Raw genomic sequence first — 17,193 nt, forward strand, 5'->3', positions numbered from 1 at the left:
GGGTCCGGGAGGGTGCTCGTGCACCCGTTTCTCAGGGGGTGGGGGCGGTGGGCACCACGTGGCGGGCGGCGATCGTCCGGGCCGTCTCCGAGTCGGGTCCGGGCTGCGGGACGAAGATCGCCTCGCGGTAGTAGCGCAGCTCGGCGATCGACTCGCGGATGTCGGCGAGGGCCCGGTGGTTGCCGCTCTTGTCGGGGCTGTTGAAGTACGCCCTCGGGTACCAGCGCCGGGCCAGCTCCTTGACCGAGGAGACGTCCACGATGCGGTAGTGCAGGAAGGACTCCAGCGCGGGCATGTCACGCGAGAGGAACCCGCGGTCGGTGCCGACGGAGTTCCCGCACAGGGGGGCCTTGCCGGGTTCCTTCACGTGGGCGCGCACGTAGGCGAGGACCTGTTCCTGGGCGTCGGCCAGGGTGGTCCCGCCCGCCAGCTCGGCGAGGAGGCCCGAGGCGGTGTGCATCTGCCGCACCACCTCGGGCATGGTCTCCAGCGCCTCGTCGGGCGGGCGGATCACGATGTCCACCCCGTCGCCGAGGACGTTCAGCTCGGAATCGGTGACCAGTGCGGCCACCTCGATGAGCGCGTCGTTCGCCAGCGAGAGTCCGGTCATCTCGCAGTCGATCCACACCATGCGATCGTTCATGCGCCTTACCCTACGGCGCGCTCCGCTGACCGGGCAGGCTCGGGCGGCCCATCAGGCCCGATGCGTAGAGGTCCGCACCGGACACGTGGCGCCCCGGTTCGTTGGCCAGGGCCGGGTGGCCCAGGGCACCGGTGGGTGCCGCGGCCCGCCGGGACTGCACCGGGACCGGGTTCTCCGGTCCGGGCAGCGACCCGGCGTCGAGCAGCTTCTCGCCCTGCGGCCGGCGCGCCCGGTAGGCGGCCCGGTACGCGGCGGGCGAGGAGCCCAGCTGGCGCCGGAAGTGTCCGCGCAGGGCGACGGGGGAGCGGAAGCCGCAACGGCCCGCCACCTCGTCGACCGAGTAGTCGGACGTCTCCAGGAGCCGCTGCGCCTGGAGGACCCGCTGGGTGATCAGCCACTGGAGGGGTGCGCTGCCGGTCAGCGAGCGGAACCGGCGGTCGAAGGTCCGGCGGCTCATGTAGGCGCGGGCGGCCAGGGTCTCCACGTCGAACTGCTCGTGCAGGTGCTCCAGCGCCCAGGCGACGACCTCCGCGAGGGGGTCGGCGCCGATCTCCTCTGGTAAAGACCTGTCGAGGTAGCGCTCCTGACCGCCGCTGCGCCGGGGCGGCACGACCAGACGCCGGGCGAGGGCGCCGGCGGCCTCGTTGCCGTGGTCGGTGCGCACGATGTGCAGGCAGAGGTCGATGCCCGCGGCCGTGCCCGCGCTGGTGAGGACGTCACCGTCGTCGACGAACAGTTCCCGCGGGTCCACGTGGACCGAGGGGTACCGCTTGGCGAGCGTCGGTGCGTACATCCAGTGGGTGGTGGCCGGCCGGCCGTCGAGGAGACCGGCGGCGGCCAGCACGAAGGCACCCGTGCACAGGCCGACGATCCGGGCGCCCTCCTCGTGGGCGCGGCGCAGCGCGTCGAGCGCCTCCTCGGGCGGCGGCGCGGTGATCGACCGCCAGGCCGGGACGACGACGGTGCCCGCGCGGGCGATCGCCTCCAGGCCGTGCGGCGCGCTGAGTTCGAGTCCGCCGGTGGTGCGCAGCGGTCCGTCCTCGCCGGCGCTCACCAGCAGTCGGTAGCGCGGCACGCCGGCGTCCTGCCGGTCGATGCCGAACACCGACAGCGGGATCGAGCTCTCGAAGATGGGGCCGCCGCTGAACAGCAGCACCGCGACTATTTCCCTGCGCCGCCGCCCGGAGAGCTTCCGGACGGCGACGTCGGTCGTGGCTGCGGAGTCGTGGCTCATGGCGCTAAGCCCCCCTCGGTGGTCGCGGCGTCCCTGACGTGTCGGGCCTGTCGCTCCAGCACAATTCCCCTCGGTACCTGCACGAGTCCCCCGCCGTAAGACAGTCAAGATCGAATCTACTGCGTTGCGCGGTGCCTACGTGACCACTTCTGCACCCCGGCGCATTGTCGACATGGCAACTTGGCGTGAAGCATTCGATCACGAAGCGTGTCGCCGTGGGAGTGCGCAGGGAAGCGCGCATGCGGCGCATGGCCGGTCCGCGTAGGGTGCGAATCCGGCTGCTGGTCCTTTCTTCCCAGGTGGAGGTGGGTGCGGAAGGGGTCCGGGCCAAAGGAAGTACCCCCTGGCCAAGTTGGCTGAAATCTTATGGGTCAGTGCGCGGGAATTGGTCAGCTCACCGGTGTGTGCCGGGGAGGTGAAGGGTGTGCCGGCCATCGGTCCCGGAGCGGGGGCGTCCGGTGGTTCCCGTGCGGCGGCCGGGGTCGGGCCTCGGGGGTTCGGTGTGATGGGCTCCGTTTCGTGCGGACGGGTGCGGCTCGTGCCGGTTGCTCCTGCGAGCCGGCCGCCCGGGGCGGGTGGGGTCCGGGGGGTCGTCCGTTCCGGGATCGTGCCAGCGCACCGCCGTCATCGCGGGGTGGCGGGCGGGGGGCGGGTGGGGGCTGGGGCGGCGTTTGCACCTCCCCCATCAGGAGTTCGCAAAGACCAAAGCACGGGGGCCCTGCGGAGCCGCTGTGGCGTGCCATCTGTGCGCCCCCTGTGCGCTGCCGTGCGCCCGCCTGACGGTGTGCGCCGGTGGGGGAGCACGGGCGGCGGTCGATGGGCGGGGCGCCGTCCAGGGGGGTGAGATGATGTATGCGTACCACGCATAACGCCTGTATCGGGCAGGTAAGGTCGTCTGGTTTTGAACCAACTCCTGTCCGAGACCGCACCCCTTCGGAGCGGGAAGCGGCTGTACCCGGCAGCCACCATTGCCAGCGGGGCGGCGGCTCGTGCATGCTCCGGGGTGCGCCGCCGCGGCGCGGTGCGCAACGGTGCGCGCAGTCCGTGCGGCCCGCCCGGGTGCCGTGCGGTCCCGTTGGGCAGGAGGGGAGTGTCGCCGTACCCTTGGGGGTAGGGGGTTGGGAAGATGATTCCCGGACACGGCTCCGGGTATCGGAGCGTTATCCCCAACCCTGGTGGTTCCTCCGGTTCCGCCACCTCCGCCCGGACCGGCCGACCGGCTCTCCTGGCACCCTGGACACCTTGACAGCCGCATCCCCGAGAAGACAGCGAACACCGCAAGCAGCCGCCCCTCCTCAGAGGATCTCCTTCGTCGAGACACCCATGGCCGGTCACGAATCCTTCGAACCCGCGGACCGCAAGCGTCAGGTCGCCGATCCTGCGGCCGACCCGTTGGCGGCGGAAGAAGCACGCCACCCCTGCGATCCAGCCTTCCGTCACGGCGTCGTCGTCGGCTTCGACGGGTCCACCTCCAGCGAGCGCGCCCTCGCCTACGCCGTCGGCATGGCCCACCGCTCCGGCTCCGGGCTGATCATCGTGCACGTCGCCAACAGGCTGCCCACCACGGTGTGGGCGGGGTGCGAACCCCCGGTCTTCGTGGACGTGCCCGACCACCGCACCGAGGTGCTCGGCCTCGAACTGGCCTGCGCCGACTACCTCGCCGAGGTCCCCTGGATCCTCGTCGAACGCGGCGGGGACATCTGCCACGAACTGGAGGAGGTCGGCTGCGAGTACGAGGCCGACGCCATCGTCGTGGGTTCCACGCACGGCATCGTCGGACGCCTCTTCGGTTCCGTCGCCGGCCGGCTCGCCCGTCGGGCCAAGCGCCCCGTCATCGTCATCCCGTAGCGGCCCGCACCGACCCGCAACTTCCCCGTCCCGCGGGTCACTTCGACCGCTCCTGCATCCGCCGGTGCATGCGCCCCAGCCGTTCCAGCGCTGATTGCGCCGGGCGTGCGCGGGTGCGCTAGGTCGACAAATCTACTCGTGCGTAGGGGGTGGAACGCGCCTCCGCCGCGGGTACAACGCGCACACGGGTCGTCACCCTCGGCCCCACACCACGCAGCACGACTGCAGTGAAGGGAGCCCGCCGTGAACAGTCCAGTCCCAGCGGGAAGCAGCACCGCCGCCCTCGGCCATCTCGCGCTCGGCCTCACCCTGTTGGCCTTCGGCATCGGCCACACCGGGATCATCGACGGGGTGACCGCCGCCGACGCGATCGCCCCCGCCACCTACGTCGGGGGCATCACCCTGTTCCTCGCCGGCCTGTTGGCCCTGCGCGACCACGACGCCTTCACCGGCACCGCCTTCGCCGCCTTCGGCGCCCTCTGGTTCACCTGGGGCGTCGGCGCGGACGGACTGGTCAGCCACAACGCGGCCGGACTCTTCCTGCTGCTGTTCGCCCTCGTCGCCCTCAGCCTCACCGCCGGCGCACCGCGCGACGCCCTGCTGATCGGCGGCGCCTACGGACTGACCGCCGTGGCCCTGCTGCTGCTCGCCGTCGGGCAGTTCGCCGAGTCGGGCACCCTCGGCGAGGTCGGCGGCTGGTTCGCCGCCGTGGCGGGCCTCGCGGCCTGGTACGCGGCCACCGCCGCCCTCGCCCACTGGCCCACCGCGCTCCCGCGACGCGCCGCCGGCCGGGGGGTGACGGCCACCGGCTGAGACGGTGACGGGCCGGCGGCGGTGCGCCACCGGCCCGAACGGCGGTGATCCCCGTGCGACCCCGGCGGCCCGCACGGGGATCACCGGCCCGGTCCCGGGCTCGCGTCCCTACTCCACGGTCACGGACTTGGCCAGGTTGCGCGGCTTGTCGATGTCCCGGCCGAGCGCCAACGCCGTGTGGTAGGCGAGGAGTTGCAGCGGAATGCCCATGAGGATCGGGTCCAACTCGTCCTCGTTCTTGGGGACGACGATGGTCCGGTCCGCCTTCTCCTGCTCCTGGTGGGCCACGGCGAGGATGCGCCCGCTGCGGGCCTTGATCTCCTCCAGCGCCGCGCGGTTCTTCTCCAACAGGTCGTCGTCGGGCACGATCGCCACGGTCGGCAGCGCCGGCTCGATCAGCGCCAGCGGGCCGTGCTTCAACTCCGAGGCCGGATACGCCTCGGCGTGGATGTACGAGACCTCCTTGAGCTTCAGGGACGCCTCCCGGGCCACCGGGTAGCCGCGCACCCGGCCGATGAACATCATCGAGCGGGCCTCGGCGAAGCCCTGGGCCAGCTTCTTGATCTCGTCCTCCTGCTTGAGGATCTCCGCGATCTGGCCGGGCAGCCGGCGCAGCCCCTCGATCATCCGCTTGCCGTCCGCCACCGACAGGTCGCGGGTGCGGCCCAGGTGCAGGGCGAGCAGGGCGAAGGCGACGGTGGTGTTGGTGAAGCACTTGGTGGACACCACGCACACCTCGGGACCGGCGTGCACGTACACCCCGCCGTCGGCCTCCCGCGCGATGGCGGACCCCACCACGTTGACCACGCCGAGCACCCGGGCGCCCTTGCGCTTCAGCTCCTGCACGGCGGCCAGCACGTCGTAGGTCTCGCCGGACTGGGAGACCGCGACGTAGAGGGTGTCCGGGTCCACGACCGGGTTGCGGTAGCGGAACTCGGAGGCCGGCTCGGCGTCGGCGGGGATGCGGGCCAGCTCCTCGATCATCTGGGCGCCGATCATGCCCGCGTGGAACGAGGTGCCGCAGCCGAGGATCTTCACCCGGCGCACCGCGCGGGCCTCCCGGGCGTCCAGGTTCAGCCCGCCCAGGTGGACGGTGGAGAACCGGTCGTCGATCCGGCCCCGCAGCACCCGGTCCACGGCCTCGACCTGCTCGTGGATCTCCTTGTGCATGTACGTGTCGTGGCCGCCCATGTCGTAGGACTCGGCCTCCCACTCCACGGTGGTCGGCGAGGCGGTGGTGCGGGTGCCCTCGGTGGTGTACGTGCGGAAGTCGTCGGCCTTCAGCGTCGCCATCTCGCCGTCGTCGAGGGTGACGACCTGCCGGGTGTGGGTGACCAGCGCGGCCACGTCGGAGGCGACGAACATCTCCTTCTCGCCGATGCCGAGCACCACCGGGGAGCCGTTGCGGGCGACCACGATCCGGTCCGCGAAGTCGGCGTGCAGCACGGCGATCCCGTAGGTGCCCTCGACCAGGCGCAGCGCGGCGCGGACCTTCTCCTCCAGGGTGGGGGCCTCGCTGCGGCCGATCAGGTGGGTGAGCACCTCGGTGTCGGTCTCGGAGCGGAACTCCACGCCCTCGGCGGTCAGCTTGGCCCGCAGGTCGGAGGCGTTGTCGATGATGCCGTTGTGGACCACGGCGACCTTGCCGGAGCCGTCCAGGTGGGGGTGCGCGTTCGCGTCCGAGGGGGCGCCGTGGGTGGCCCAGCGGGTGTGGGCGATGCCGGTGGTGCCGTGGAAGCGCTTGGGGACCTTGGCCTCCAGGTCCCGGACCCGGCCCTTGGCCTTGACCATCTTCAGTCCGCCGGTCTTCGGGCCGGTGATGACGACGCCCGCCGAGTCGTACCCGCGGTACTCCAGTCGCTGGAGGCCCTCCAGGAGCAACGGCGCCACATCGCGCTTGCCGATGTATCCCACGATTCCGCACATAGAACGTGTTCCCCTATATTCCTGTCGCTCGGACGGCCGCGCGGGGCCGGGGCGTACCCCGGGCCCGGCCTGGCGGGTGCCCCCGTCAGCCGTAGACGATGCGGCGCAGCTGCCTCAGTGAGAGGGTCGGCGGCGCGACCGCACGGTAGTTCAGGTCCGCCGAGATCCGTTCGAAGATCTCCGCGTTCACCAGGCCCTGACCCTGGAGTTCGCGGTGGCGGCGACGGACGTACTGCTCGGTCGTCTCGTCGAAGTACGCGAGGACGTCCTGGACCACCCGGAGCGCCTCGCCGCGGTTCAGCGGCGTGCTGCGGGTCAGATGATCGACCAGGTCGTCGTGCACTCGATGATCCTGGGTGACCGCTTCGGGGTTTCGCAAGAATCCTGCCCGATTTCGGGCAGGATTCCGCTCGATTGCCGGTCAGGTGCCGTTCGTGCGGAGGTGGGAAGCTCCTCCCCAGTGGCCTGCATCACATCCGGCGCAGCACCGCCTGCTTGGCGACGCTGAACTCCTCCTCCGTCAGCACCCCCGCCTGCCGCAGCTCGCCCAGCTCCCGCAGCCGCCGCAGCAGCGCGTCGTGGTCGTCCTCCACGGGTCGGGCCGCCGCCGGCTCCGGGCCCGCCGGCGACAGCTCCCTACGGGGCTCCTCCCCCCGGGCCGGCGCCGAGGGGTGCGGCAGCCGCGCCTGCACCGCGGCGGCGATCAACGCCATCAGCGGATCCCGGCGGAAGCCCCACAGGACCACCGCGTGCGGGTCGTACTTCGGCGGGGCCTTCGTCGGCGGGACGTTCTTCAGGGTGAACCGGATGAAGCCGTTCTCCAGCCCCACCGCCGGCTGCCACTCCACCGCCTGCACGGTGTCCACCGGCATCGACCGGGTGCCCGCCGCGGCCTTGGCCTCCTCGGTCTTCCAGTTCCACTCCAGCCGCACGTGCTCCCCGTCGAAGCTCGCCGAACCGTCGCCCGCCTGCACCGACAACGGCACCGCGGGCCCGGCCAGCAGATAGCCGTCCGTCGGCCCGGCCGGCACCTCGTCCAGCAGCAGCGCGTTGCGGACCTCGTCCACGAAGTACTCGGCGACCCCGCCCCGGTCCGGCTCCACCGTCAACTGGTACGGGTCCATCCCGTCCGTCAGCTGCCCGCCCGCCGCCTGGAGCAGCGGATCGGCGCCCTCCCGCAGCCGCAGCCGCAGCCGTCCCGACTTGCGGCCCGGCTCGAAGGAGACGCCGGCCACCGCCTCCAGGGGCACGGCCAGTTCGCCCAGGGTCCGACGCAACAGGCTCACGGCCTTGTCCCGGCCCGGCACCAGCCGCACCGTGCCGCCGTCGAAGGTCCACGTCCCGTCGCGCTGGATGATTTCCGCCATACGGGGATTCTCCCATCCGTCCCGCGGGGTAGAAGGTGGAACCGTCGAGGGGTCCACGGGTGCGGACCGGACCGCTCGCCGCCGCTCGCCCCCGCCCGCCCGGGCGGGGCCGGAACACCTCGAAGGGACCGCAGGTGAACCCCCGTCACAGAGAATCGTCCGTGCTCCTCGGCTCGCTGCTGCTCGCCACCGGCAGCCCGGGCGCCGTCGAACCGGGGGAGGGCGGCGGCGCCGCGCCCCCGACCCCCGCCCTGGGCCGGGTCATACCCGCGCCCGCCTCCGTCGAGCCGCGCAACACCCCGTACCGGATCACCGCCGACACCCGCATCCGCACCCGGGGCGCGCCCGGGGCGCAGGAGGTCGCCGACCACCTCGCCGCACTGCTACGCCCCTCCACCGGCCATCCGCTGCCCGTCGAGGAGGACGCCGCGGACGGCATCCGGCTGCTGCTCACCGACGGCGAACCGGACCTCGGGGACGAGGGCTACCTGCTGGACAGCGGCCCCGAGGCGGTGACGATCACCGCCCGCCGGCCGGCCGGACTCTTCTACGGGGTGCAGACCCTGCGCCAACTGCTGCCCGCCGCGGTGGAGGAGCGAACCGAGCAGCCCGGCCCCTGGACGGTGCCCGGCGGCACCGTCCGCGACGTGCCGCGCTACGGGTACCGGGGCGCCATGCTCGACGTGGCCCGCCACTTCTTCACCGTCGACCAGGTCAAGCGATACGTCGACCAGCTCGCCCTCTACAAGCTGAACACCCTCCACCTGCACCTCACCGACGACCAGGGCTGGCGCATCGCCGTCGACTCCTGGCCCGACCTGACCACCAAGGGCGCCACCACCCAGGTCGGCGGCGGCGCGGGCGGCCACTACACCAAGGACGAGTACCGGGAGATCGTGCGGTACGCCGCCGCCCGCCACCTGGAGGTCGTCCCCGAGATCGACATGCCCGGCCACACCCAGGCCGCCCTCACCGCCTACCCCAAGCTGAACCCCGACGGCGAGGCCCCCGAGCCGTACACCGGAGTCGAGGTCGGCTTCAGCACCCTGTGCGTCCCCGAGGAGGTCACCTACCACTTCGTGGACGACGTGGTGCGCGAGGTCGCCGAACTCACCCCCGGCGACCTCCTGCACATCGGCGGGGACGAGGCCGACGCCACCCCCAAGGACGAGTACGCCCACTTCATGGACCGGGCCCAGGCCCTGGTCACCCGGCACGGCAAGACGGTCATGGGCTGGCACCAGCTCGCCGGCGCCCGACCCGTCGCCGGCGCCGTCATCCAGTACTGGGGCTACGACGCCACCTCCGAGGAGGAACGCCGGCAGGTGGTGGACGCGGCCCTCGCCGGCGCCAAGGTGGTGCTCTCCCCGGCCGACCGCTCCTACCTCGACATGAAGTACACCGAGGCCACCGAACTCGGCCTGGACTGGGCGGGCCGGGTGGAGGTGCGCCGCTCCTACGACTGGGACCCGGCCACCTACCTCGACGGGCTCCCCGAGGAGGCGCTCCTCGGCGTCGAGGCGCCCCTGTGGACGGAGACCCTGGCCACCTCCGCGGAGTTGGAGGTCATGGCCTTCCCGCGGCTGCCCGGCATCGCCGAACTCGGCTGGTCCCCGCGCGCCACCCACGACTGGGACGCCTACCGGCAGCGGCTCGCCGCCCAGGCGCCCCGCTGGGACGCCCTCGGCATCCGCTACCACCGCTCCCCGCAGGTGCCCTGGCCGCAGCAGTAGCCGCCGCGGGCGGCGGGGCGCCGGCCGCCGGGGTGCGCGTCACTCCGCGCCGGCGCCCTCCGCCCGCATCCGGTCCTCCGACATGCCGCGCCGCCAGTAGCCGGTGAACGTCACCGCCCGCCGGTCCAGGCCCCGTTCGCCCACCAGGTGGCGGCGCAGCTCCTTCACCGTGCCGGCCTCCCCGGCGATCCACACGTACGGCGCCCGGGCCGCCGGGAACTCCGCGGCCCGGATCGCCGCCGGGCCCGAGGGCGCGCCCCGCCCGGTCACCAGCCAGGTGACCTCGGCGTGGGTGGCCAGCGGCTGCCGGTCGTCCTCGTGCCGCACCTCCAGCCAGGCCACTCCCCGCATCCCCGACGGCAGCGACTCCAGGATCGCGCCCGCCGCCGGCAGCGCCGTCTCGTCGGCCCACACCACCACCAGGTCGGTGCCGTGCGGCGGACGGAACTTCACCGCCCGGTTGTCCGCGACCGCCGGCCCGTACAGCAACGCCCGGTCGCCCGGCACCGCACCGGCCGCCCAACGGGCCGCGGGACCCGCGCCCCCCGAACCCCCGGCGCCGTGCAGGGCGAAGTCGACGTCCACCTCGGTGGTGCCGTCCGGGCGCACCCGCTGCGCCCGCAGCGTGTACGTGCGCATCACCGCCCGCTCCGCCTCCGGCAGCGCCCGCCACGCCCGCCACCAGTCGTGGCCCGCCTCGACCGGGACGACCGGCTCCGACTGACCCGGGTGCGGCAGGAACAGCGACACGCTCTGGTCCAGCCCGCCGGACGCCACCTCCGCCAGCTCGGGCCCGCCGAAGGTGACCCGCACCAGGGACGGCCCCAGCGGCGCCACCCCGATCACGCTGGCGCGGAAGAAACGGAACGCGGTGGCCACGGCGGCGGGCACGGGGCTCAACTCCCATCGGTGCGGGGGCGGCGCCGGGCGGTGGGGCCCGGCGCCCTGCTCTCGCCAGGCAGGTTAGCCCACCCTAAGTACCCGGGGAACGGGGCCGGTCCGCATGTGCGGTACGTCTCGCACCAGGCCCGGCGCCCTTCGCTCAGCCGGTGAGCCCCAGCTCGCGGGCGATCAGCATCCGCTGCACCTCGCTGGTGCCCTCGCCGATCTCCAGGATCTTGGAGTCCCGCCACATCCGGGCCACCGGGTACTCGTTCATGAACCCGTACCCGCCGTGCACCTGCGTCGCCTCCCGGGCGTTGTCCACCGCCACCGTCGAGGAGTACAGCTTCGCCAGCGCGGCCTCCTTCTTGAACGGCTCCCCGGCCACCAGCCGACTGGCCGCGTCCCGCCACGCCAGCCGGGCCGTGTGCGCCTTCACCTCCATGTCCGCGATCTTGAACTGGATCGCCTGGAAGGAGCCGATGGCCCGCCCGAACGCCTGCCGCTGCTTGGCGTACTTCACCGACTCGTCCACGCACCCCTGCGCCAGCCCGGTCGCCAACGCGGCGATCGCGATCCGGCCCTCGTCCAGGATGCGCAGGAACTGCGCGTACCCGCGGCCCTCCTCGCCGAGCAGGTTCGCCGCCGGCACCCGCACGTCCGAGAACGCCAACTCCCGGGTGTCGGAGGCGTTCCAGCCGACCTTGGAGTACGGGGCCCCCACCGTGAACCCGGGCGTCCCGGACGGCACCAGGATCGCCGAGATCAGCGGGGACCCGTCCGGCGTGCGGCCGGTCACCGCGGTGACCGTCACCAGGCCCGTGATGTCGGTGCCGGAGTTGGTGATGAAGCACTTGGTGCCGTTGATCACCCACTCGCCGCTCGCCCCGTCCAACCGCGCCGTGGTGCGGGTGGCGCCCGCGTCGGACCCCCCGTCCGGCTCGGTCAGGCCGAAGGCGCCCAGCACCTCGCCCGAGCACAGCCGGGGCAACCAGGTCCGCTTCTGCTCCTCCGTGCCGAACAGGTGCAGCGGCATCGCCCCCAGCGACACCCCCGCCTCCAGGGTGATCGCCACCGAGGAGTCCACCCGGGCCAACTCCTCCAGCGCCACGCCCAGCGCCAGGTAGTCGCCGCCCATCCCGCCGTACTCCTCCGGGAACGGCAGCCCGAACAGCCCCATGCGGCCCATCTCGCGCACGATCTCGTACGGGAACTCGTGCCGCTCGTAGTAGTCGCCGATCTTCGGTGCCACCACGTCGTGGGCGAACTCCTCGACGGTGCGCCGCAGTTCCTCGTGCTCCGGGGCGAGCCGGTGGTCCAGCGTCATCGCGATTCCTCCTGGGGTGCCCCGATCAGGGCGCGGACGGTACGGGACGGGCTGGGGCGACCCAGCCGCTTCGCCAGCCAGGCGCTGGTGGCGCTCAACCGGTCGAGGTCGACACCGGTGTCGATGCCGAGACCGGACAACATCCACACGAGGTCCTCGGTGGCCAGGTTGCCGGTGGCGGACTTCGCGTACGGGCAGCCGCCGAGCCCGCCCGCCGAGGCGTCGACGGTGGCCACCCCGTGCTGGAGGGCGGCCAGGGTGTTCGCCAGCGCCTGCCCGTAGGTGTCGTGGAAGTGCACCCCGAGCCGGTCCGTGGGCACCCCCGCCCCGTTCAACCGGGCCAGCAGCGCCAGCACGTGGCCCGGGGTGGCCACCCCGATGGTGTCGCCGAGGCTGAGCTCGTCGCACCCCATGTCCAGCAGCGCCCGGCACACCCGCACCACCCGGGCGATCGGCACCGGGCCCTCCCACGGGTCGCCGAAGCACATCGACAGGTAGCCCCGCACGTGCACCGGGCCGTGCCGGCCGCTCTTGGCCCGGGCCACCACCGGCTCGAACATCGCCAGCGACTCGTCCACCGTGCGGTTCAGGTTGGCCCGGGCGAAGGACTCGGTGGCACTGGCGAACACGGCGATCCGCCGCGCCCCCAGGGCCAACGCCCGCTCCAAACCGCGGGCGTTGGGCACCAGCACCGGCAGGGCGATGCCCCGTTCCTCGTGCAACTCCCGTACCTGCGGGTACAGTTCCTCCGCGTCGGCGAGCTGCGGCACCCACTCGGGGCGGACGAAGCTGGTGACCTCGATGGTGGTCAGCCCCGCGTCCGCGAGCCGCCGCACGAACTCGGCCTTCACCTCGGTGGGCACGTTCACCGACTCGTTCTGGAGCCCGTCGCGCGGCCCCACCTCGTGGATCCGCACCCGGGCCGGCAGATCCGCCGCCGGCACCCGCATCGGCAGCCCGGCCGCGGTCACGACGCCTCCCCGGCCGGGGCCGCGGGCTCCACCACGGCGAGGACCTGGTCCATCGCCACGGTGCTCCCCGGCCGCACGTCCACCCCGGTGACGGTGCCGGCGTGCGGGGCGGACACCACGTGCTCCATCTTCATCGCCTCCACCACCAGCAGGCTCTGCCCCGCCTCCACCACGTCCCCGACCGCCACCTTCACCACCGTCACCGTGCCCGGCATCGGGGCGGTCAGCGAGTCGGCGCCCGTCTGCCCCGCCCCGGTGAGCGCCGCCGCCACCGGGTCGTGGTCGCGCACCTGCCAGGCGTCCCCGTCGCGGCCCAACCACTCGCCGGCCCGGTCGAAGGAGTGCCGCACCCCGTCCAGGGTGACGTCGACCCGGTCGACCTCGACCCGGGCCGTGCCGCGCGGCCGGTGCAGCACCGGTTCGCCCCCGGGCACCCGCAGCGCGAAGGCCGGCACCAGCGGCTCGCCGCCGAGCCGCCAACCGCTGGGCTCCGCGAACGGGTCCCGCCAGCCGTCCGCCCGCTCGGCCGGTGCCAGGGCCGCCCGCCGCACCGCCGCAGCCGCCTCGTACACCTCCTCCGGCACCCCGTCCGGCACCAGGACGTCCGTCTCCCGCTCCACCAACCCGGTGTCCAACTCGCCCGCCACCACCGCCGGATGGGCCAGCAGCCGGCGCAAGAACCCGGCGTTGGTGGGCACCCCCAGGGTGACCGTCCCGGCGAGCGCCGCCCGCAGACGGCGCAGCGCGCCCGCCCGGTCCGGGCCGTAGGCGATCACCTTGGAGAGCATCGGGTCGTACCGGCTGCCGACCTCGGTGCCCTCGCTCAGCCCCGAGTCGGTGCGCACCCCCTCGCCGTCCGGCTCCCGCAGCAACAGCACCGTGCCGCCGGACGGCAGGAACCCGCGGGCGCCCTCCCGCACCGACACCGTCTCCGCGCAGATCCGGGCCTCCACCGCGTGCCCCGTCAGACCGACGTCCTGCTGCCCGAACGGCAGCGGTTGACCGGCGGCCACCCGCACCTGCCACTCCACCAGGTCGATGCCGCGCCGCCCGCCGACCGTGACGACCAGCTCCGTCACCGGGTGCTCCACCTGGAGCCGGGTGTTCATCTCCATGAACGAGAACCGGCCCGGGTCGGACCCCGGCACGATGAACTCCACGGTCCCCGCGCCCTGGTAGCCGCAGGACCGGGCCGCCCGCACGGCCGCCTCGCCCATCGCCGCCCGGGTCGCCGGGTCCAGCAGCACGCTGGGCGCCTCCTCGATCAGCTTCTGGTGCCGCCGTTGCAGGGAGCACTCGCGTTCCCCCAGGTGGACGACGTTGCCGTGGGCGTCGGCCAGCACCTGGATCTCGATGTGCCGCGGCCGGTCGATCCACCGCTCCACCAACAGGGTGTCGTCCCCGAAGGAGGCCCGGGCCTCCCGCCGGGCGGCGGCGATCTCCTCCGGCAGCGCCGCCGCGTCCACCACCCGCCGCATGCCCTTGCCGCCGCCGCCCGCCGAGGGCTTCAACAGCACCGGCATCCCGATCTCCCGGGCGGCGGCGATCAGTGCGGCGTCGTCCAAGCCCGCGCCCGAGGAACCCGGCACCACCGGCACCCCGGCCGCGGCCACCGTCTCCTTGGCGCGGATCTTGTCGCCCATCAGGGCGATCGCCTCCGCGGCCGGGCCGATGAAGACCAGCCCCGCCTCGGCGCAGGCCCGGGCGAAGCCGGCGTTCTCGGCCAGGAACCCGTACCCGGGGTGGACCGCCTGGGCGCCGGTGCGCCGGGCCGCGTCCAGCACCCGTTCGATCGACAGGTAGCTGTCGGCGGCCGGGGCCGGGCCGAGCCGGACCGCGGTGTCGGCCTCCCGCACGTGGCGGGCCTCGGCATCGGCGTCGCTGTGCACGGCGACGGAGCGGATGCCCAGGGCACACAGGGTGCGGATCACCCGGACGGCGATCTCGCCCCGGTTCGCCACCAGCACGGTGTCGAACAGCGCCCCGCCGGCGCCGGGCGGGGGAGTGGGGGTGCGTGGTGCGTCGCTCATCGGGGCCTCACATCCGGAAGACGCCGAAGCCGTCGCCGCGGGGCGGCAGCGGGGCGTTGGCGCAGGCGGTCAGGGCCAGGCCGAGGACCTGACGGGTCTCCAGGGGGTCGATGATCCCGTCGTCCCACAGCCGGGCGGTGGCGTAGTAGGCGTTGCCCTGCGTCTCGTACTGGGCGCGGATCGGCGCCTTGAACGCCTCCTCGTCCTCGACCGTCCACGGTTCGCCGCGGGCCGCCGACCGGTCGCGCCTGACCGTGGCCAGGACGGCGGCGGCCTGCTCGCCGCCCATCACGGAGATCTTGGCGCCGGGCCACATCCACAGGAACCGCGGCCCGTAGGCCCGACCGCACATCGAGTAGTTGCCGGCCCCGTAGGAACCGCCGATGACCACCGTCAGCTTGGGCACCCGGGTGCAGGCCACCGCGGTCACCATCTTCGCGCCGTGCTTGGCGATGCCGCCCGCCTCGTAGGCGCGGCCCACCATGAAGCCGGAGACGTTCTGGAGGAACAGCAGCGGAATCCCGCGCTGGTCGCAGAGTTCGATGAAGTGGGCGCCCTTCTGGGCGGACTCGGAGAACAGGATGCCGTTGTTGGCGACGATGCCCACCGGGTGCCCGTGCAGCCGGGCGAAGCCCGTCACCAGGGTCTGCCCGAACTCCGCCTTGAACTCCGCGAACCGCGAACCGTCCACCAGGCGGGCGATCACCTCCCGCACGTCGTACGGGGTGCGCGGGTCGACCGGCACCACCCCGTACAACTCGTGCGGGTCGGCCTTCGGCTCCTCGACCGGCGCCGTGGCCCACGGGGGCGCCGTGCGGGGAGGCAGCGTGGACACGATGGTGCGGACGATCCGCAGCGCGTGCGCGTCGTCCTCGGCGAGGTGGTCGGTCACCCCGGAGACCCGGGAGTGCACCTCCCCGCCGCCCAGTTCCTCGGCGCTGACCTCCTCACCGGTCGCGGCCTTCACCAGCGGCGGGCCGCCCAGGAAGATGGTGCCCTGCCCGCGCACGATCACCGCCTCGTCGCTCATCGCCGGCACGTACGCCCCGCCCGCGGTGCAGGACCCGAGCACCGCCGCGATCTGCGGGACGCCCGCGCCCGACATCCGGGCCTGGTGGTAGAAGATCCGCCCGAAGTGGTCCCGGTCCGGGAACACCTCGTCCTGCATCGGCAGGAACGCGCCCCCGGAGTCCACCAGGTACAGGCACGGCAGCCGGTTCTCCAGCGCCACCTCCTGGGCGCGCAGGTGCTTCTTCACCGTCATCGGGTAGTAGGTGCCGCCCTTGACCGTGGCGTCGTTGGCGACGATCACGCACTCCCGCCCCGACACCCGGCCGATGCCCGCGACCACGCCCGCCGCGGGGGCCGCCCCGTCGTACAGGCCCTCCGCGGCCAGCGGCGCCAGCTCCAGGAACGGGGAGCCCGGGTCCAGCAGGGCGTCCACCCGGTCCCGGGGCAGCAGCTTGCCGCGCGCGGTGTGCCGGGCCCGGGCCCGCTCGCCGCCGCCCAGCCGGGCGCGGGCCAGCCGGCTCCGCAGCTCCTCGCCCAGCGCGCGGTGGGCCGCCCCGTTGGCCTGGAACGCCTCCGCCGCGGGGTCGGCCGCGGTCGCCAGTACCGGTGCCTCCTGCATGGTGTCGAGCCCCCTTGCCCGTGCCACTCGGTTAATGAGCGTTAACGTCGACCCCTTCAGGTTAACGAGCGCTAACCCGCCTGTCTAGAATCGACGTCATGGCCACCAGAACCGACGCCTCCACCCGCCGCGAGCAGATCCTGAAGGAGGCCGCGCGCCTCTTCGCCGAGCGCGGCTTCCACGGGGTGGGCGTGGACGAGATAGGGGCCGCCGTCGGGATCAGCGGCCCCGGCCTGTACCGGCACTTCGCCGGCAAGGACGCGATGCTCGCCGAACTCCTCGTCGGCATCAGCGGCCAGCTCCTCACCGGCGCCCGGCGGCGCGTCGAGGAGTCCGTCGGCGACCCCGCCGGCCTGCTGGACTCCCTCATCGAGGGCCACATCGACTTCGCCCTCGACGACCGGCCCCTGATCGTCCTCCACGACCGCGAGCTGGACCGCCTGCGCGACAGCGACCGCAAGCTGGTCCGCCAGCTCCAGCGCCAGTACCTCGAACTGTGGGTGGACGCCCTGCGGGCCCGCTACGCCGACCTCCCCGAACCGGAGGCCCGCGCCGCCGTCCACGCCGTCTTCGGCCTCCTCAACTCCACCCCCCACCTCAGCCGCCCCGACGCCCTCCCCACCCGCGCCGAAGCCGCGGAACTCCTGCACCGCCTCGCCCGCGGCGCCTTCTCGGCGGTGGGCGCGGGGCTCCTCGGGCGGTAGGGGTGTATGCCGTCCGGACCAGGCGGCGGGCGGTTTCTCTCCGCGAGTGCACCCGTTCGTACGGTGAGGCGAGATGGCGGGTGCG

14 protein-coding genes are annotated in these 17,193 nt (G+C 73.4%); 4 read left to right on the forward strand and 10 right to left on the reverse strand.

The annotated features are described in order from the left end of the window. Nucleotides 1-31: 31 nt before the first annotated feature. Both orn and ABT092_RS22095 read right to left on the reverse strand, forming a co-directional pair. Nucleotides 32-643: an oligoribonuclease gene (orn, locus tag ABT092_RS22090; RefSeq protein WP_351246429.1), complete on the reverse strand. Its 612-nt coding sequence runs from the start codon at nt 641-643 to the stop codon at nt 32-34. A gap of 10 nt (nt 644-653) precedes the next feature. Then, complete coding sequence (locus tag ABT092_RS22095; protein WP_351246431.1) at nt 654-1,877, reverse strand: helix-turn-helix domain-containing protein; 1,224 nt, start codon at nt 1,875-1,877, stop codon at nt 654-656. A 1,323-nt stretch (nt 1,878-3,200) separates the two neighbouring features. Here ABT092_RS22095 and ABT092_RS22100 point away from each other — a divergent pair. Together ABT092_RS22100 and ABT092_RS22105 are read left to right on the forward strand one after the other, a co-directional pair. Then, nucleotides 3,201-3,725 carry a universal stress protein gene (locus tag ABT092_RS22100; protein ID WP_351246433.1) on the forward strand — a complete coding sequence of 175 codons (525 nt, stop codon included), beginning with the start codon at nt 3,201-3,203 and terminating at the stop codon, nt 3,723-3,725. A 243-nt stretch (nt 3,726-3,968) separates the two neighbouring features. Then, nucleotides 3,969-4,538, forward strand: a complete 570-nt coding sequence (locus ABT092_RS22105; protein WP_351246435.1) for a GPR1/FUN34/YaaH family transporter — start codon at nt 3,969-3,971, stop codon at nt 4,536-4,538. Nucleotides 4,539-4,646: 108 nt separating this feature from the next. Here ABT092_RS22105 and glmS read toward each other — a convergent pair whose 3' ends face one another. The 3 genes from glmS to ABT092_RS22120 all read right to left on the reverse strand — a co-directional run bounded on the left by glmS (nt 4,647) and on the right by ABT092_RS22120 (nt 7,831). Then, nucleotides 4,647-6,464 carry a glutamine--fructose-6-phosphate transaminase (isomerizing) gene (gene glmS / locus ABT092_RS22110; RefSeq protein WP_351246437.1) on the reverse strand — a complete coding sequence of 606 codons (1,818 nt, stop codon included), beginning with the start codon at nt 6,462-6,464 and terminating at the stop codon, nt 4,647-4,649. An 85-nt stretch (nt 6,465-6,549) separates the two neighbouring features. Then, nucleotides 6,550-6,807 (reverse strand): hypothetical protein, encoded by a 258-nt coding sequence (locus ABT092_RS22115; protein ID WP_351246439.1) that lies wholly within the window; start codon nt 6,805-6,807, stop codon nt 6,550-6,552. A 127-nt stretch (nt 6,808-6,934) separates the two neighbouring features. Continuing rightward, nucleotides 6,935-7,831, reverse strand: a complete 897-nt coding sequence (locus tag ABT092_RS22120; RefSeq protein WP_351246441.1) for a DUF4429 domain-containing protein — start codon at nt 7,829-7,831, stop codon at nt 6,935-6,937. Nucleotides 7,832-7,965: 134 nt separating this feature from the next. On the opposite strand from ABT092_RS22120, the gene ABT092_RS22125 reads away from it, so the two are divergent. Next, nucleotides 7,966-9,564, forward strand: coding sequence for a beta-N-acetylhexosaminidase (locus ABT092_RS22125; RefSeq protein ID WP_351246443.1), 1,599 nt, complete (start codon nt 7,966-7,968; stop codon nt 9,562-9,564). Nucleotides 9,565-9,603: 39 nt separating this feature from the next. On the opposite strand, the gene ABT092_RS22130 is transcribed toward ABT092_RS22125, so the two are convergent. From ABT092_RS22130 to ABT092_RS22150, 5 genes are all read right to left on the reverse strand, one after another. Beyond that, complete coding sequence (locus tag ABT092_RS22130) at nt 9,604-10,464, reverse strand: siderophore-interacting protein (RefSeq protein WP_351246444.1); 861 nt, start codon at nt 10,462-10,464, stop codon at nt 9,604-9,606. A 142-nt stretch (nt 10,465-10,606) separates the two neighbouring features. Next, a complete protein-coding gene (locus tag ABT092_RS22135; protein ID WP_351246511.1) occupies nt 10,607-11,767 on the reverse strand; it encodes an acyl-CoA dehydrogenase family protein in 1,161 nt (386 codons plus the stop codon). Nucleotides 11,768-11,769: 2 nt separating this feature from the next. Further along, nucleotides 11,770-12,723 (reverse strand): hydroxymethylglutaryl-CoA lyase, encoded by a 954-nt coding sequence (locus ABT092_RS22140; RefSeq protein WP_351246513.1) that lies wholly within the window; start codon nt 12,721-12,723, stop codon nt 11,770-11,772. A gap of 17 nt (nt 12,724-12,740) precedes the next feature. Continuing rightward, entirely contained in the window at nt 12,741-14,774 is a 2,034-nt protein-coding gene (locus tag ABT092_RS22145) for an ATP-binding protein (RefSeq protein ID WP_351246446.1), read from the reverse strand. A 7-nt stretch (nt 14,775-14,781) separates the two neighbouring features. Next, complete coding sequence (locus tag ABT092_RS22150) at nt 14,782-16,404, reverse strand: carboxyl transferase domain-containing protein (RefSeq protein ID WP_351246448.1); 1,623 nt, start codon at nt 16,402-16,404, stop codon at nt 14,782-14,784. A 98-nt stretch (nt 16,405-16,502) separates the two neighbouring features. On the opposite strand from ABT092_RS22150, the gene ABT092_RS22155 reads away from it, so the two are divergent. Then, entirely contained in the window at nt 16,503-17,108 is a 606-nt protein-coding gene (locus tag ABT092_RS22155) for an SACE_7040 family transcriptional regulator (RefSeq protein ID WP_351246449.1), read from the forward strand. Nucleotides 17,109-17,193: the final 85 nt, after the last annotated feature.

The sequence above is a fragment of the Streptomyces sp. NPDC002490 genome (genome assembly GCF_040296045.1).
In the GTDB taxonomy this organism is placed as follows: Bacteria; Actinomycetota; Actinomycetes; order Streptomycetales; family Streptomycetaceae; genus Streptomyces.

Coding starts and splice junctions, on each gene's coding strand:
- orn (WP_351246429.1), bottom strand. CDS start 643: ATGAACGATCGCATGGTGTGGATCGACTGCGAGATGACCGGACTCTCG.
- glmS (WP_351246437.1), bottom strand. CDS start 6,464: ATGTGCGGAATCGTGGGATACATCGGCAAGCGCGATGTGGCGCCGTTG.
- ABT092_RS22150 (WP_351246448.1), bottom strand. CDS start 16,404: ATGCAGGAGGCACCGGTACTGGCGACCGCGGCCGACCCCGCGGCGGAG.
- ABT092_RS22145 (WP_351246446.1), bottom strand. CDS start 14,774: ATGAGCGACGCACCACGCACCCCCACTCCCCCGCCCGGCGCCGGCGGG.
- ABT092_RS22140 (WP_351246513.1), bottom strand. CDS start 12,723: ATGCGGGTGCCGGCGGCGGATCTGCCGGCCCGGGTGCGGATCCACGAG.
- ABT092_RS22095 (WP_351246431.1), bottom strand. CDS start 1,877: ATGAGCCACGACTCCGCAGCCACGACCGACGTCGCCGTCCGGAAGCTC.
- ABT092_RS22120 (WP_351246441.1), bottom strand. CDS start 7,831: ATGGCGGAAATCATCCAGCGCGACGGGACGTGGACCTTCGACGGCGGC.
- ABT092_RS22155 (WP_351246449.1), top strand. CDS start 16,503: ATGGCCACCAGAACCGACGCCTCCACCCGCCGCGAGCAGATCCTGAAG.
- ABT092_RS22100 (WP_351246433.1), top strand. CDS start 3,201: ATGGCCGGTCACGAATCCTTCGAACCCGCGGACCGCAAGCGTCAGGTC.